Source organism: Klebsiella africana (assembly GCF_020526085.1).
Taxonomy (GTDB): Bacteria; Pseudomonadota; Gammaproteobacteria; order Enterobacterales; family Enterobacteriaceae; genus Klebsiella; species Klebsiella africana.
The window spans coordinates 177,928-193,213 of the sequence record NZ_CP084874.1; the positions used below are offsets into that span (position 1 = coordinate 177,928).

Annotated in this window: 14 protein-coding genes; 3 read left to right on the forward strand and 11 right to left on the reverse strand. The window is 57.5% G+C overall.

Translation table 11 applies throughout. The features are described from left to right. Positions 1–45: 45 nt before the first annotated feature. The 8 genes from araD to yiaK all read right to left on the reverse strand — a co-directional run bounded on the left by araD (position 46) and on the right by yiaK (position 7,619). A complete protein-coding gene (araD, locus tag LGL98_RS00865; RefSeq protein ID WP_136033910.1) occupies positions 46–744 on the reverse strand; it encodes an L-ribulose-5-phosphate 4-epimerase in 699 nt (232 codons plus the stop codon). After that, positions 738–1,598, reverse strand: coding sequence for an L-ribulose-5-phosphate 3-epimerase (locus LGL98_RS00870; RefSeq protein ID WP_136033908.1), 861 nt, complete (start codon positions 1,596–1,598; stop codon positions 738–740). Before LGL98_RS00870 ends, araD begins: the two co-directional genes overlap by 7 nt. Continuing rightward, positions 1,591–2,253 (reverse strand): 3-keto-L-gulonate-6-phosphate decarboxylase UlaD, encoded by a 663-nt coding sequence (gene ulaD / locus LGL98_RS00875; RefSeq protein WP_136033906.1) that lies wholly within the window; start codon positions 2,251–2,253, stop codon positions 1,591–1,593. The genes LGL98_RS00870 and ulaD overlap by 8 nt, the downstream gene beginning before the upstream one ends. After that, a complete protein-coding gene (locus LGL98_RS00880; RefSeq protein ID WP_136033904.1) occupies positions 2,250–3,755 on the reverse strand; it encodes an FGGY-family carbohydrate kinase in 1,506 nt (501 codons plus the stop codon). Before LGL98_RS00880 ends, ulaD begins: the two co-directional genes overlap by 4 nt. A gap of 78 nt (positions 3,756–3,833) precedes the next feature. Continuing rightward, complete coding sequence (locus tag LGL98_RS00885) at positions 3,834–5,153, reverse strand: MFS transporter (protein ID WP_136033902.1); 1,320 nt, start codon at positions 5,151–5,153, stop codon at positions 3,834–3,836. A 37-nt stretch (positions 5,154–5,190) separates the two neighbouring features. Next, positions 5,191–6,120, reverse strand: a complete 930-nt coding sequence (locus tag LGL98_RS00890; protein WP_136033900.1) for a DUF4862 family protein — start codon at positions 6,118–6,120, stop codon at positions 5,191–5,193. Positions 6,121–6,144: 24 nt separating this feature from the next. Continuing rightward, complete coding sequence (locus LGL98_RS00895; RefSeq protein WP_136033898.1) at positions 6,145–6,609, reverse strand: YhcH/YjgK/YiaL family protein; 465 nt, start codon at positions 6,607–6,609, stop codon at positions 6,145–6,147. Between the two features lie 11 nt (positions 6,610–6,620). After that, entirely contained in the window at positions 6,621–7,619 is a 999-nt protein-coding gene (gene yiaK, locus LGL98_RS00900) for a 3-dehydro-L-gulonate 2-dehydrogenase (protein ID WP_136033896.1), read from the reverse strand. A 218-nt stretch (positions 7,620–7,837) separates the two neighbouring features. Here yiaK and yiaJ point away from each other — a divergent pair, with 218 nt between their 5' ends. Next, a complete protein-coding gene (yiaJ, locus tag LGL98_RS00905; protein WP_136033894.1) occupies positions 7,838–8,665 on the forward strand; it encodes an IclR family transcriptional regulator YiaJ in 828 nt (275 codons plus the stop codon). Between the two features lie 109 nt (positions 8,666–8,774). Then, complete coding sequence (locus LGL98_RS00910; RefSeq protein WP_136033892.1) at positions 8,775–9,260, forward strand: 4Fe-4S dicluster domain-containing protein; 486 nt, start codon at positions 8,775–8,777, stop codon at positions 9,258–9,260. Positions 9,261–9,302: 42 nt separating this feature from the next. Here the strand turns inward: LGL98_RS00910 and avtA are convergent, their stop codons facing one another. Together avtA and LGL98_RS00920 are read right to left on the reverse strand one after the other, a co-directional pair. Beyond that, a complete protein-coding gene (avtA, locus tag LGL98_RS00915) occupies positions 9,303–10,559 on the reverse strand; it encodes a valine--pyruvate transaminase (RefSeq protein WP_025714093.1) in 1,257 nt (418 codons plus the stop codon). Positions 10,560–10,726: 167 nt separating this feature from the next. Next, a complete protein-coding gene (locus tag LGL98_RS00920) occupies positions 10,727–12,760 on the reverse strand; it encodes an alpha-amylase (RefSeq protein ID WP_136033889.1) in 2,034 nt (677 codons plus the stop codon). A gap of 313 nt (positions 12,761–13,073) precedes the next feature. Between LGL98_RS00920 and LGL98_RS00925 the strand changes: the two genes are divergently transcribed. Next, entirely contained in the window at positions 13,074–13,892 is an 819-nt protein-coding gene (locus LGL98_RS00925) for a protein bax (RefSeq protein WP_136033887.1), read from the forward strand. 38 nt (positions 13,893–13,930) lie between these two features. Here the strand turns inward: LGL98_RS00925 and xylR are convergent, their stop codons facing one another. Further along, entirely contained in the window at positions 13,931–15,109 is a 1,179-nt protein-coding gene (xylR, locus tag LGL98_RS00930) for a D-xylose utilization transcriptional activator XylR (protein WP_004145231.1), read from the reverse strand. Between the last annotated feature and the right edge of the window lie 177 nt (positions 15,110–15,286).

Genomic DNA, 15,286 nt, shown 5'->3' on the forward strand with positions numbered 1-15,286 from the left:
ACGCCAGCTCCCCGGCGTCCTGCCGGGGAAGAGAGGTGGTTGGCGTCAGTTTTGCCCGTAATAGGCGTTGGCGCCGTGCTTGCGCAAATAGTGTTTATCCAGCAATACCGACTGCATCTCCGGCAACTGCGGCGCGAGCTGGCGCGAGAACAGCCCCATATACGCGCACTCCTCCAGCACCACGGCGTTATGTACGGCGTCGGCGGCGTCTTTTCCCCAGGCGAACGGACCGTGCGAATGGACAAGTACCGCCGGAACCTGTGCTGGATCGAGGCGTCGTTCTTCAAAGGTCTGAATAATCACTTCACCGGTCTGATACTCATATTCCCCGTTAATTTCCTCTTCGGTCATCAGGCGGGTACAGGGGATCGCGCCATAGAAGTAGTCGGCGTGGGTGGTGCCCCAGGCGGGTAGATCGAGGCCCGCCTGCGACCAGATCGTGGCGTGGCGGGAGTGGGTATGCACGATCCCGCCGATCTGTGGATAGCGGCGGTAAAGCGCCAGATGGGTCGGGGTATCCGATGACGGTTTTTTGCCGCCGGCCACCACCTTGCCGCTGGCGATCTCGACCACCACCATATCCTCGGCGGTCATCACGTCGTATTCCACGCCGGAAGGTTTGATCACCATCAGCGTGCGCGTGTCATCAACCGCGCTGACGTTGCCCCAGGTAAACGTCACTAACTGGTGCGCCGGAAGCGCCAGGTTGGCCGCCAGCACCTCGGCTTTTAACTGTTCTAACATGCGAATCCTCCTTCCTGCATCCGCGCTTCTATCCAGCGTCGGGCCTCGATAATTTCCAGTACCGGTTCTTTGGCTTTTTCCGTCCACATTTCAATCAGGAATGCGCCGCGATAGTTCAGCTCATGCAGCGTTTTGAAGATGCCGACAAAATCCACACAGCCTTCGCCAAACGGTACGTCGCGGAACTGGCCAGGGCTTTGCGCGGTCACCGGCTGGGTATCTTTTAAGTGAATGGCGGCGATGCGATCGATACCCAGCTTCAGCTCGGCGGTGACGTCGTTTCCCCAGGCGCTAAGGTTGCCCACGTCCGGGTAGACTGAGAACCACGGCGAGGCGAGCATCTCATCCCACTTTTTCCATTTGCTGATGGAGTTCATAAAAGCGGTATCCATGATCTCCACCGCCAGCATCACCTGCGCCGCGGCGGCCTGTTCCACCGCCCACGCCAGCCCTTCGGCAAAGCGTTGCTGCGTGCCGTCATCGTGTTCTTCGTAGTAGACGTCATAGCCTGCCAGCTGAATGGTGCGAATGCCGAGATCGCGAGCCAGCTGAATGGCTTTGGTCATGATCTCTCGCGCCCGCTGGCGCACGGCCGCATCGCGGCTGCCAAACGGGAAACGGCGATGCGCAGAGAGGCACATCGACGGAATCGCCACCCCGGTTTCCAGCATAGCGGTGACCAGCGAGGCGCGCTGCGCCGGGCTCCAGTCGAGACGCGACAGCCGCTCGTCGGTCTCATCCACCGACATCTCGACGAAATCAAAGCCGCAGCTTTTCGCCAGCACCAGCCGCTCCGGCCAGCTGAGATCTTTCGCCAGTGCCTTCTCATAGATCCCTAACGGATGGTTACGCATGCTTATCTCCCCAGATAGCGTCGATCTGTGCATGAAACGCCGCGGCGACCTGCGCCGGTTGCGGTGCTCCGGCCAGCGCGCGTCCGGCAATAAACGCTTTCACCTGAATATCTTTGAACAAGGGCAGATCGGCCGGGGTGATGCCGCCGGTGATCGACAGCTGAAGGCCGATATCAGAGAGCGCTTTCATCCGCGCCAGATCGGCGTCACTCCACTGTTGTCCGCTGGCCTGGGCGTCGCGGCCGCGATGGTAAATCGCCTGACGGACGCCAGTGCGGTACCAGGAACGGGCGTCATCCAGCGTCCAGTTGCCGAACAGCTCGATCTGAATTTCTCCGCCGCAGTCCTGCGCGACGGCGTGGCCCTTCTCAACGGTGGCGAGCGGCGCAGCGCAGATGATGGTCATCCAGTTAGCGCCGGCGGCAAAGGCCTGCTGGGCCAGCGTTTCTCCCGCATCGGCGACCTTCCAGTCGGCAACGATGATTTTATCCGGACACTGGGCGCGCAGGGCTTTCACCGCACTGAGGCCTTCGGTTAAACAGAGTATGGTGCCGGCTTCAACGATATCGACATGGTCCTGTAACAGGGCGACATCGCGGCTGGCCGCTTCCAGGCTGGTGTGGTCGAGCGCCAGTTGCAGTAATGGTCGGCTCATAATGCATGCTCCTTAATGCGGGCGTGGTAGCCCTGTAGTGCTTCAATCAGATTCTGGTAATGGTGATATTTGCGCTGGTAGCGCGCGTGGGCGCTCATGTCAGGCAGCAGCGTGCGCACCGGGTGCTGAAGGTGGCGGCAGGCATCGTTGAAATCGCGATAGACGCCGGTGCCGACGCGGGCGGCGAGCGCGGCGCCAAAGCAGCCGGTCTCCTCAACCTGCGGCAGCTCGACGCGCAGGCCGCTGACGTCCGCCAGCATCTGCATCCAGACGTCAGAGTGCGCCGGGCCGCCGGTGACGCGCAGGGCCTGCACGTGGGTAAAGCGTTCGCGCATGCGGTTGAGGTGGGTCATGTGGCTGAACACCACACCCTCATAGATCGCCTGCAGCAGATGCGCGCGGGTGTGGAGCGCCTGCATGCCATAGAAGCCGGAGGTCATCTCCAGCCCGGCGTTGCTGCCGTAGAGAAATGGCAGAAAAAAGAGGCCGCTACCGGCCTTCGGCAGGCTGGCGATGGCCTGATTGATCTCGTCAAAAGAGAGTTCACCCCACTGGGCAGCGAACCATTCGAGGTTACCCGATGAGGTAGGGCTGGCTTCGTGAACGATGTACTGCCCGTCGTTGACGTAGCGGCCGTAGACGTAAGGGTGTGCTTCATGGTCGCGCAGGCCGTGGGTGATCCCGCTGGTGACGGCCCAGGTGCCCATCACCGCGTTGAGCGTGTATTCATCTTCGATACCGGCGCAGAGTGCGGTGGAGACCACATCAAACAGGCCGCCGACGACGGGGGTTCCCGCCGCCAGACCGGTGATGGCGGCTGCCTGAGGGGTGATCTCCCCGCCTTTTTCTGCTGAACCGACGACAGGCGGCAGCGCACTGTCAATTTCGCTGATCCCCAGCCATTGAGAAAGGCGTGGATCGTACTGGCCGCTGGTCATGTTGTAGAGATTGGACTCGGAGATGTTGCTCTCTTCGCACCCTTTCACGCCGGTTAAGCACCAGCGCAGATAGTCATGGCCCATCATCACGCAGCCAATTTGCGCGTAGCGCTGTGGTTCATGCTCTTTCACCCAACGCAGCAGCGAGGCCGGATGTCCGGTCCACAGGGTCTGGCGGGTGACGGGATAGAGTTTTTCCGGGATCCCGTCCTGCTGCCAGCGCTGGACGATCGCCAGCGCCCGGCGGTCGGAAGAGAGCATGGCATGGCCCAGCGGGCGATCCTGTTTATCAAGCAGGAACAGCCCCTTGCCCTGAGCAGAGATGCCCACGCCTTTAATTTGTTCACCGTGGATACCGGTACGTTGTAGCAGCCCGGCGATGGTGGCGGCGCATTGCTGCCAGAGCTGGTCCATGTCGCGTTCGGCGTAACCCGGCAAGGGCGATAGCGTCTGCAGCGATTGCCGGTTTATGCCGTGTTCACGGCCTTGCGCGTCATATAATCCCGCTTTCAGATACGTTCCGCCGCAATCGATGCCCAGCCAGAAGCGTGCTTTCTCACTCATTTTTCATCTCTCAATGTTGCCGGATGGCGCTGCGCTTAGCCGGCCTGTGGGAGGATGCCCCACAGGCCAGGCGCTTTATTACGCGGCGTGCTTCCGCGGGTTCACCGTATTGACGGGGGTGGCGCCGGCATCGCATTTCGCCGGCAGCAGCAGAGCCATCAGCGCGGCCAGCGCCAGGGAGATGGCCAGGCAATACACGCCCGCATCTTTGCTGTAGAGGGTGATCAGTACGCCCACCGCGTAGGGACCGCAGAAACCGCCGAGGTTACCGAGGGCGTTGATGACCCCGCGTGCGCCGCCGGCCATTTCAGCGCTGAACAGGCGCGCCGGAATGGTCCAGAACACGCCCGCCGCCGACTGCAGGAAGAATCCGCAGCCAACCAGCGCGGCGTAGGCCAGCCAGATCTGGCTCTTCAACGCCACCGACAGGAACATGCACAGGGCAAAGCCAATCAGCGGCAGACAGACAAACAGCTTGCGTTTGCCGGTACGATCCGAGAGGGAAGAGAACAGGAACATCCCGGCAATGGCGCCAACGTAGGGCAGAATGGCGAGGACTCCGACCTGGCCCATGCTGCTGTGGGTCAGCTCCTTGAGGATGGTGGGCAGCCACAGGGTGTAGCCGTAAATCCCGGTCTGATAGAAGAAGTTCAGCGCGATAAGCTGCCACATGGTTTTATCGGAAAGCACCGCGCCGAGAGAGGCATTTTTCACCTCGGTGCCGGCAATCGCCTTTTGCTCGGCGGCCAGTGTTTCCACCAGATAGTGCTTTTCGGCATCGGAGATCCAGCGCGCCTCCTGCGGGCGGTCATAGACGGTATAGGCCCAGAGCAGCAGAACGAGCACCGAGAGCAACCCTTCAATAATAAACAGCCAGCGCCAGTCGAGAACGGTGATGATCCAACCGGAAAGCGGGGCGGTGATGATCCCGGCGATGGGGACAAACATAATGACAATGGCGTTGGCGCGTCCGCGTTCGGCGTCCGGGAACCAGTTGCTGATCATGGTCAGCACCACCGGCAACATCCCGCCTTCCGCCACCCCCAGCAGGAAGCGCAGCACCAGCAGCTGATACTGGTTGGTGATTAATCCCGTCAGGACGGAGATCACCGCCCAGGCGACCAGCGACCAGCCAATAAACTTCTTGCCGCTACCGTGAACGGCAATCTTGCCGCCAGGTACCTGTAAAAACAGATAACCAATAAAGAAAATACCGCCGGCCAGTCCCGCCATGGTGGCGGAAATACCCAGTTCAGCATCCATACCGCCCGGCATCGCAAAAGCAATATTGACGCGGTCCATATAAGAGATAATACAGGCGATCAGAATTGGCGGAATAATTCGCAGCCAACGCTGACGTGGGACATCGTTTAGTCCTGGTCGAGAGGTCATATTCATATTTATAGTCTCGTAGAGTAAGTGTTCTGTTTTATTATTATTGTTGTGCTTTATTTAAGGCAGCGATGCCGTCGCGTAATATCGCTATGCGGTGGTTAACGTCCGCATCCTGATTAATTTCCAGCAATTTAATACCAATAAATTTCAGGGGGGCGCTGCCCGCGCAGGCGAATAATTCGCGGGCATGCGCGCTGGTCATTAAACTTTGTGCACAGAACGGAGAGAAGGGCGCGTGTAAATCCTGCCATTCACCATATTCGCCATTGAGCGTGGTGCCAGAGAACATTAACGCGCCAAGTTTACCGGCCAGTTTTACCTGCCGGGTATGGGTCAGCGGCAGAGTGGTGTCCTGGCCTTCAATCGCGGAGCGCGCCCAGTTTATGGCAACGCTGATCTCATAACCGGCAAGAGCTTCCAGCACGTTGTCCAAAGGCAGAAATCCCTTGCGCGGCGCGGCGCCGGTCATGGCATCGCAATGTTCCAGCACCAGATCGCACGACCAGTCCCAGCTGGCCACCTCCTTCAGCGAACGGGCAAAGGCATCGGTAGCCTGGGCGACGTTAGGGTTGCTGGCGCAGGGGGCGGCCTGGAGTTCCAGCGCCACGATTTTCCCGGCGTTTACCGCATTGATCGCATTGATTTTGTGGTAAAGGTGGCGGTAGTAGTCCACGCAGGCTTTACGCTGTTCTTCGTCGCTGGAGGCCAGGCCAAAGCCGCCGTTACCCCCGCGGCGGCGCATGGTTTCCATAATCGCTGTAACGACGATTTGCCACTCTCCCGGCGTGTGGCGTAATAACCACTCATCGCCCAGCGGGTGAAGATGTTCCAGACAGGGCTGCTCCAGCCCGCGAATATCCGGGGTATCAGCCAGTTGTCGCCAGAATGCTTTTTCTTCGTCTTCACTTTTCTGGTGAAAAGAGGGTGCACAGGGATACGCACCGATAATATAACCGGTATTATTTTTCATAATGTGCTCCTGAAAATAATGCTTTTATAAAGCGTCGATGGCCACTTTAACCACAATTTTCCTGATCGGCGTGGCGGCCGATTTATGACATCCCGGGCGATGAACATCCTGCGGGAAAAATATGACATAGCTTCCCGGCATCATTTCGAGGAAAGATTCATCTTCGCAGCCGTGATAGAAAATAATATCGCGCTGCGCTAATAGCGATTCGCTGATGGCGTTATTACCGTTATCAATAGCGAAACCTATTTTCTCCTCGCCCCAGGCCAGAAACTGAATATCCAGATAGCGGCGATGCACTTCCGGACGGTTTTCGGCAACGTCGCGGGTGGTTAAGTCGATAATCTGCGCGAAGATATTTTTGCCGTCGATCTCCACTACGCCGGGGGCCAGTTTGCTGAAATCGGTACTGCGCAGGAAATCCAGGGCTCGCTCAATTGCCGCAGGCAAACGGCACGGATTAGGCTGCGTGATATGACCAAAGATCATGGTTTATCTCCTTACAGCGCCTGAATTTTCGCCCACACGCTGTCATCGACGGTGATACCGTTGCGACGATTTTCTTCCAGCAGGCGGGTAAACTCATGGCCAGGTAAACGAACCGCCACGTTTTCATCGGCGCGTTCGGCGGTGGTGATGAAATCCATAATCCGCTGCAGCTTGGCATCGCGGGTTGGGCCGTCGATGAGCTTATCGACCTCAATGGCGATGAAAATCTGCGAAACGCCATATTCATCGCTATTTTCCTGAGTGACTTCGGCAACAGAAGATCCATTGGAAAGCAGGGTGGCGATCATATCCAGCACGATCGACAGGCCGGAGCCTTTCCAGTAGCCCATCGGCAAAATGCGGCGATTTTTCTCAATCACGCCCGGTTCTTTGGTCAGATTGCCTTCATCGTCGAATCCGCCGTCCACCGGCAGTTCGCGGCCCGCCAGGCGGTTCACCTCCAGCATGCCGTAGGAGAACATCGACATCGACATATCCACCATGGTGATCGGTGTGGACGGGATGGCGACGATCAGCGGGTTGGTGCCGATGCGGCACTCTTTGGCGCCCCACGGTGGCATCACGGCGATGGAGTTGGTCCAGCAGATGCCGATGTAGCCTTTTTCCGCTGCCTGCCAGCCGTAACTGCCCCCGCGCATCCAGTGGTTGGCGTTACGCAGCGCCACCAGCCCAATACCGTGATCGGACGCCAGCTCAATGGCCCGGTCCATCATCTTTTTCGCCGTCAGATTGCCGATGGACCGCTGGGCGTCCCACTGTTCAATCGCGCCGAGGCTGGTAATACGCTGCGGTTTGGCCTCCGGGATGATATCGCCGTTGTCCAGTTGCTGGATAAAGCGGGGAAAGCGGTTCACGCCGTGCGAATAGACGCCAGATTCCGTGGTACGGGCGAACATGTCCGCGCAGGCCTCGGCGGTTTCCGCCGCCACGCCGCGTTTGAGCAGGACCTGGTTGAAGGCCTCTTTTAACTGCGAAAAAGTTACTTTCATACGTTTTTCCCTGGTGTGTTCTGATCGCTTTTTTATCGTTAAATTTCACAATGCGAAATCTGATTTCAAATATAACGATCAAAATTGGCCAGATCAACGGCAGGGGCGTTTTTTAAAAACAATAAAAATCAATGGATTATGTTTTTTGATCTCAGATCGTGAACTGACACACACTTTGCGCTACCATCAGAGCGCAACGAAATGGGGGAGCGGAAGCGATGGTGATGAAAGAGAGCGAGACAGGGCAAGATAAAGAGCGGCCGGCAGGAAGTCAGAGCCTGTTCCGTGGACTGATGTTGATTGAAATTCTGAGCAACTATCCAAACGGTTGCCCGCTGGCGCACCTGTCAGAGCTGGCGGGGCTCAATAAAAGCACCGTCCATCGGTTACTGCAGGGCTTGCAGTCCTGCGGATATGTCACACCTGCTCCGGCGGCGGGTAGCTACCGGCTCACCACCAAGTTCATCGCCGTTGGTCAGAAAGCGCTTTCCTCGCTGAATATCATCCATGTGGCAGCTCCCCACCTTGAAGCGCTTAACCTGGCGACGGGCGAAACCGTGAACTTTTCCAGTCGGGAAGACGATCATGCGATCCTGATTTACAAGCTTGAGCCGACCACCGGCATGCTGCGTACCCGCGCTTACATTGGCCAGCATATGCCGCTCTACTGCTCCGCGATGGGGAAGATTTATATGGCGTTCGGCCATCCTGATTATGTGGAGCATTACTGGAATACTCATCAGGATGTTATTCAGCCGCTGACCCGCAACACCATCACCGGCTTACCGGCCATGCATGATGAGCTGGCGCAGATCCGTGAGCGTAACATGGCCATGGATCGGGAAGAGAATGAGCTGGGGGTGTCCTGTCTGGCGGTGCCAGTTTTCGATATTCACCAGCGCGTGCCCTACGCCATCTCTATTTCCCTGTCGACCTCGCGCCTCAAGCAGATAGGTGAAAAGAACTTGTTAAAACCGCTACGTGAGACCGCCGAAGCAATTTCGCGTGAGCTGGGTTTCACGGTGCGTGAAGCGTCAGGCAAATGACCACATCTTCCTCATCATCTGACAAAAAACAGCGCTGATTCCATTCAGGATCAAAGCGCGGGCAGGGACTATTCTGGCACCCTGCGGTTTTATCCCCAGGGAGCAGAGGATGAACCGGTTTCTTATTGCCAGTGCCCAGCAGTGTATTGGCTGTCGTACCTGTGAAGTGGCCTGCGTGGTCGCGCACCAGCAGGCACAGGATGTCGCCGCCCTGTCGACGAACCATTTCGCGCCGCGTATCCGGGTGGTGAAAAGCGGTGACATATCGACGGCGACGGCCTGCCGGCAATGCGAGGATGCGCCCTGCGCCAGCGTTTGCCCGCAAGGGGCGATTCAGCGCGACAATGACGTCTGGTGGGTCGACCAGCGGCGCTGCATCGGCTGCAAAAGTTGCATGGTGGCCTGCCCGTACGGCGCGATGACCGTCACGGTAGTGAATCAGCAGGCGCAGGCGCTGAAATGCGATTTATGCCATCACCGCGCTGAAGGACCTGCCTGCGTGGCCGCCTGCCCGACGCAGGCGCTGCGGGTGATGGTTCCCGCAGAGCTGGAAGCGCTATGCGCGCAAAAACGCCAGCGGCTGGCGCTGGCGTGAGTGGGGGCGCTGACGGGCGTTACCCGCCCGCGGCGTCAGAGGCTATGCTTCCTGTTCGCGCCAGGCGAATTCAATCTCTTCGGCGAGAATTTTCACCCCAGCCTCAATTTTTTGCGGGTCTGGCACATAGTTCATGCGCATACACTGGTGGGTGTGCGGCCACGGCTTATCCAGACCCGGGAAGAAGTAATCCCCCGGCACCATCAGCACGCCGCGCTTTTTCAGCCGCTGATACAGCAGCTCGGTGGAGACCGGCAGATCCTTAAACCACAGCCAGAGGAAAATGGCCCCCTCCGGTTTGTGGATCAGGCAGCGCTCCTCCGGCAGATAGCGGCGAATAATGGCGATGGTTTCCTGCACCCGCTGGTAATAGAAGGGCTTGATCACCGTCTCTGACAGGCGCAGCAGATCCTGTCGTTTAATCATTTCGCACATCATTGCCGGCCCGATGCCGCCAGGGGCGAGGCTGATAATGCCGTTCATATTGCTGATGGCGGTGATGATTTTTTCGTTGGCGATAATAATCCCGCAACGGCTGCCCGGCAGGCCCAGCTTGGACAGGCTCATACACAGCACGATGTTCGGATTCCACAGCGGTCTGGCGTCGCTAAAGATAATGCCCGGGAACGGTACACCGTAGGCGTTATCAATCACCAGCGGGACCCCGTGCTGATTCGCCAGCGCATCCAGTTTGATCAGCTCTTCATCGGTGATGACGTTGCCGGTCGGATTGGTGGGGCGCGAGACGCAGATCATGCCGGTCTCTTCCGTCACCTGCAGATGCTCAAAATCAACGTGGTACTTAAACTGGCCTTCCGGCAGCAGTTCGATGTTCGGCCGGGTGGCAACGAACAGATCCTCTTCCAGACCGGCATCGGCGTAACCGATATATTCCGGCGTCAGCGGGAACAGTACCTTACGCGTGGTGCCATCTGCCCGACGGCCTGCAAACAGGTTAAATAAGTAGAAAAATGCACTCTGACTGCCGTTTGTTAGTGCAATATTCTGTGGTTCGATCTCCCAGCCCAGCTCGTCGCGCAGCATGTTCGCCAGCAGGTTCAGTAGCTCGCTTTTGCCCTGTGGACCATCATAATTACAAAGCGCATCAAGGGCTTTGCCATTATCCAGCATGTCGGACAGCAGCTGCTGGAAGTAGTCATTCATTTCCGGGATCTGAGCGGGGTTGCCGCCGCCCAGCATAATAGCGCCCGGCGTGCGCAGACCGTCATTTAGGTCTTCCATCAGGCGGGTGATGCCTGAATGACGGGTGAATTTGTCGCCGAAAAGGGAAAATGTCATCGCGAATAGTCTGTCGGTGGTTCTGGAAAGTGGCTAACCATAACGCCAGCGCTGGCATGGTGCAAATCGAAGGAAACGAGAGGGTTTTCGTTTTTATTCTGCTAAATATTATTTTATTAGCGTTTTATTCTGTATGGCTCCCCGCAGGGCGGAGAGCCATATGTGGATTACTGCTGTTGTCCTGCCCAGATGACCATCACTTTATCTTCACCGCTCTCACGCACGAAACCGTAACCATGCGGCATCGACAGCGTTGTCTGTTTGCCCATGCCGATTGCCGGGTGGCGCGCGCGGAACTGACCGATCTTCTGCCAGTGAGTGACGCTGCGGGCCGCTTTGCCGTTAACGTCCTGCCAGTTCATCTCCGACCGGGTGCCCTGCAGCGGGTCCGAGCCGGTGGGGCCGAACGGGCGCGATGATTCGTCGCCATAGAAAATCTGCACGGCACCAGGGGCCAGCAGCAACAGCTCCGCCGCGGTGGTGCCGCCTTCGCGGAACAGGCGCGTATCGTGTGAGGAGAGGTAGCTCAGGACGTTAAAGCTCTGCAGTTTGTCGGCCATTTGCTGCCAGGTGAGGTCAATATTGGCCATACAGGTTGCTGCTTTCGCCGCCTGGTCCTGGTAGTCGAAATTGATCATCGCATCAAAACCGTGGCGATAATAATCGCTCTGCATTACCCCATGTCCCCAGGCTTCGCCGGTCATCCAGAACGGCGCCGCATCCAGCGCTTTATCCGGATTGGCTTTCTTCCACTCTGCCAGCGCGGCGGTGGCCTGGGTTTTTAACTGCTGCCAGGCGTCCATCTCCACATGTTTGGCGGTATCGACGCGGAAGCCATCAATGCCGTAGTCACGTACCCACTGGCTCAACCAGTGCGTCAGATAGTCACGCGGCGTATAGCCCGGGATCGCTTTCGCTGCGGTGTCTGGTTTATGACTATAGAAGTTCGGCAGACCCGAGGCCTCCTTCGATTCGGTTTTCAGGTCCGGCAGGAAGGCCAGGGACATGGTGAGATCGTCATAGCCCGGGTTGTCGTAATCGCCGATATCGGTGCGGATCCACTTCTTACCCCACCATTTCTCCCACCCGGCCTTGTCGCTGAAGTTGATATAGTCGTTAAAGCTGTGCCAGGTCTGGCCCGCGCCCGGCTTCCAGTCCGTCCAGCGCTCGCCGAGGGTTTTTTTCAGCTCATCGCCTTGCAGATACAGGGCGCCGAACTGGAACTCCTGCATGTCGGCCAGGGTGGCGTAGCCGGCATGGTTCATCACCACGTCAAATAGGATGCGTATGCCGCGCTTATGCGCTTCATCCACCAGTCGGCGGAGATCCGCTTCGGTCCCCATATTGGCGTCCAGTTTCGACCAGTCCTGGGTGTAATAGCCGTGATAGGCGTAGTGAGGGAAATCGCCCTTCGTGCCGCCGCCGACCCAGCCGTGGATCTGCTCGAGCGGGGAACTGATCCACAGGGCGTTAACCCCCATCTGCTGCAGATAATCCAGTTTGCTGGTTAAACCCTGCAGGTCGCCGCCGTGGAAAGTACCGATCTCTTGCATGCCGTCTTTATGGCGACCATAGCTGTTGTCGTTGGCCGGGTTGCCGTTTACGAAGCGATCGGTCAGGACGAAGTAGATGGTGGCATTGTGCCAGTCAAACGGCGCCGGGGCGGCCGTCTCGGCACGCTCGAGCAACAGCAGGCCATTGCTGCCGATGGCGGGCTGCAGAGTGATTTTGCCGCCGCTGACGGTCGCGACGTTACCGCTGTAGAAATCGCGGACATGGCTGCCTTCGGCGAAGGTTTTGCTGACGTCGATGGTCAGGGGTTTTCCATCCCACTTCGGACACTGGCGGATCTGCGGCGCCGCGGCGCTGGTCTCTTTTTCCTCCAGCGAAATCATCATCGTTGGCGTGCCGGAGCGGGTATCCACCTCCAGGGTGTACAGACCCTGGCGGAAGATGCGCCATTGCGGCGGGGTGCCACGACAAGGCTCCATGGATAGCATCTGGTTGAGCTTAATGCCGCCGGATGGCTGCCAGCACTGTTGGTCAAAATTTAGCTGCAGGGGACGTGTACCCTTCTCAACCACTTTCTGGCTGATGAATCGGCCCGTCCCTTCTTCGGTGAAAGTCGGGAAGTCGGCGGTGGTCCAGGCGGCAAAGGCCATCCCAGGCACGAATAACGTAGCAAGCGCAGCGAGTTTCATTGCGGGATCCTTGAGCGGTTTTTAACGAGTGTGCCTTGTTGTCGCGTGCGTGAACTCCTCCTGACGGGGGTTTTACCAGGAGGATGAGAAGGGGTGAGTGATACCGCTCAAAAAATAGGCTAAAAATGAGACGAAGCTAGCATTTTCGTACTGGCGATGCGGTGCAGAAACCGATTTCAGATGACACCGATTCGGAATTGGACTATTTCTGTTGATGCTCTCATTGCGTATTTTTGATACTATTAGCGATTCAGCTATCGTTTTTTTGTGAAAAACAAGGTGTTGGAATGCATATATCCGACCAGGAGACCTGATGATATCGAATCCCATACGACGATATGGGGCCGCAATACTTATGTTACTAACCTGCATTTTTTCAGGTAGTGTGTTGGCCACAACGCACACAGCAACAAAGAGTCATAAAGCCCCAACGGTTAAGAAGATCAGTAGTACTAAGGTAAGCAGTAAACAAGAGTATTCTCGCAATAGTGTAAAGAGCAGTTCACTTCCTGACTTGCGAAAATACCCTTCCGGAACACCAAGGAAAAAAGCGTTTCTCCGGACGGTCATGCCTTATATTACTAAACAGAATCAGGCGATCACTGCGGATCGTAACTGGCTTGTTTCCAAGCAGTACGATGCTCGCTGGTCACCGTCAGAAAAGGCGCGCCTGAAGGATATCGCTGCCCGTTACAAGGTGAAGTGGTCAGGCAATACGCGTCATGTCCCCTGGAACGCGCTGCTTGAGCGTGTCGACATTATTCCGAACAGCATGGTGGCAACCATGGCGGCGGCGGAAAGTGGCTGGGGTACCTCCAGGCTGGCGCGTGAGAACAACAACCTGTTTGGCATGAAGTGCGGCGCCGGTCGCTGCCGCGGGGCGATGAAAGGCTACTCGCAGTTCGAATCAGTGGAGCAGTCGGTGCAGGCTTATGTCACCAACCTGAACACCCACCCGGCCTATTCTTCTTTCCGCAAGTCGCGCCTGCAGCTGCGCAAGGCAGATCAGGAAGTAACGGCCAGTACCATGATCCATAAGCTGAAGGGTTATTCGACCAAAGGGTCGAGCTACAACAACTATCTCTTCGCAATGTATCAGGACAACCAGCGGCTTATCGCTGCCCATCTGTAATCCCGATGCCCGGCCTTGTTGCCGGGCATTTTTTTGCCCTACAGCATCACCTCGCTGTGCCGGTCACGGTACTCTTTCGGCGTCACGTCGTACTCCTTCTTAAACACCGAATAGAAATATTGCAGCGACGGGTAGCCGCACATCTGTGAAATCTCATTGATCGACAGGCTGGTGGACACCAGCAGGCTGCGCGCCTTTTCCAGCTTCTCGCTGTGGATCACCGTGTGGATGGTCTCCCCGACCTCCTCTTTGAAGCGTTTCTCCAGATTGGAGCGAGAGATGCCGACAGCGTCGAGGACCTGTTCCACCTTGATGCCTTTGCAGGCATTGTTGCGTATGTAATGCATCGCCTGAATCACGGAGGGATCGTTTAACGACCGGTAGTCGGTGGAGCGCCGCTCAACGACGCGCATCGGCGGGATGAGCTGGCGCTGCAGCGGGAGGGCCTCGTTATTCAGCAGCCGGTGGAGTAATTTTGCCGCCTGATAACCCATCTGGCGGGTGCCCTGGGCGACGGAGGAGAGGGCGACGCGGGAGAGATAGCGGGTTAGCTCCTCGTTATCGATGCCAATAACGCACAGTTTCTCTGGCACCGGGATATGCAGCAGCTCGCAGGCCTGCAGGACGTGGCGGGCACGGGCGTCGGTGACGGCGATGATGCCGGTTTGCGGCGGCAGGGTTTGCAGCCAGTCGGCGAGCCGGTTTTGCGCGTGCTGCCAGTTTTCCGGCGCCGTCTCCAGCCCCTGGTAGACCACGCCGCGATACTTCTCTTTTGCGACCAGCTGGCAGAAGGCATACTCGCGCTCTACCGCCCAGCGTTTACCGCTGGAGGTGGGGAGTCCGTAAAACGCAAAGCGGTGTACCCCTTTTTCCTTCAAATGGAGAAAGGCGCTTTCCACCAGCGCAGCGTTGTCCGTGGCAATATAGTGGACCGGCGGGTACTGCTCTGGCTGATGATAAGAGCCGCCGACGCCGACGATGGGCACGTGGACATCGGCCAGCAGCTTTTCAATTTCGGGATCGTCATAGTCGGCGATAACGCCATCGCCCAACCACTCTTTGATGTTTTCGATTCGTGCCCGAAAATCCTCTTCAATAAAGATATCCCACTCCAGCTGGGAGGCCTGCAGATACTCGCCGACGCCCTCAACCACCTGGCGGTCATAAGCTTTGTTGGCGTTGAATAACAGCGTAATACGGTGACGCTTTTCAAACATAGATAATGTTCCTGCTCTAACCCCGGTCAGACCCCTTCATTCAAGATGTTGCCGATGGCCTGACTTACCACTCATCCCGGCCACGTACGCCGGTACGCGGCCGGAGCGCCGTCTGCAACCCGAATGATGTTGGGTATACACTACCGGCTAATGCCCGATATATTTCAAGCGCCTTAT

Excerpts from the sequence above, each read along its gene's own strand:
- araD (WP_136033910.1), bottom strand. The coding sequence starts at position 744 with ATGTTAGAACAGTTAAAAGCCGAGGTGCTGGCGGCCAACCTGGCGCTT.
- LGL98_RS00870 (WP_136033908.1), bottom strand. The coding sequence starts at position 1,598 with ATGCGTAACCATCCGTTAGGGATCTATGAGAAGGCACTGGCGAAAGAT.
- ulaD (WP_136033906.1), bottom strand. The coding sequence starts at position 2,253 with ATGAGCCGACCATTACTGCAACTGGCGCTCGACCACACCAGCCTGGAA.
- LGL98_RS00880 (WP_136033904.1), bottom strand. The coding sequence starts at position 3,755 with ATGAGTGAGAAAGCACGCTTCTGGCTGGGCATCGATTGCGGCGGAACG.
- LGL98_RS00885 (WP_136033902.1), bottom strand. The coding sequence starts at position 5,153 with ATGAATATGACCTCTCGACCAGGACTAAACGATGTCCCACGTCAGCGT.
- LGL98_RS00890 (WP_136033900.1), bottom strand. The coding sequence starts at position 6,120 with ATGAAAAATAATACCGGTTATATTATCGGTGCGTATCCCTGTGCACCC.
- LGL98_RS00895 (WP_136033898.1), bottom strand. The coding sequence starts at position 6,609 with ATGATCTTTGGTCATATCACGCAGCCTAATCCGTGCCGTTTGCCTGCG.
- yiaK (WP_136033896.1), bottom strand. The coding sequence starts at position 7,619 with ATGAAAGTAACTTTTTCGCAGTTAAAAGAGGCCTTCAACCAGGTCCTG.
- yiaJ (WP_136033894.1), top strand. The coding sequence starts at position 7,838 with ATGGTGATGAAAGAGAGCGAGACAGGGCAAGATAAAGAGCGGCCGGCA.
- LGL98_RS00910 (WP_136033892.1), top strand. The coding sequence starts at position 8,775 with ATGAACCGGTTTCTTATTGCCAGTGCCCAGCAGTGTATTGGCTGTCGT.
- avtA (WP_025714093.1), bottom strand. The coding sequence starts at position 10,559 with ATGACATTTTCCCTTTTCGGCGACAAATTCACCCGTCATTCAGGCATC.
- LGL98_RS00920 (WP_136033889.1), bottom strand. The coding sequence starts at position 12,760 with ATGAAACTCGCTGCGCTTGCTACGTTATTCGTGCCTGGGATGGCCTTT.
- LGL98_RS00925 (WP_136033887.1), top strand. The coding sequence starts at position 13,074 with ATGATATCGAATCCCATACGACGATATGGGGCCGCAATACTTATGTTA.
- xylR (WP_004145231.1), bottom strand. The coding sequence starts at position 15,109 with ATGTTTGAAAAGCGTCACCGTATTACGCTGTTATTCAACGCCAACAAA.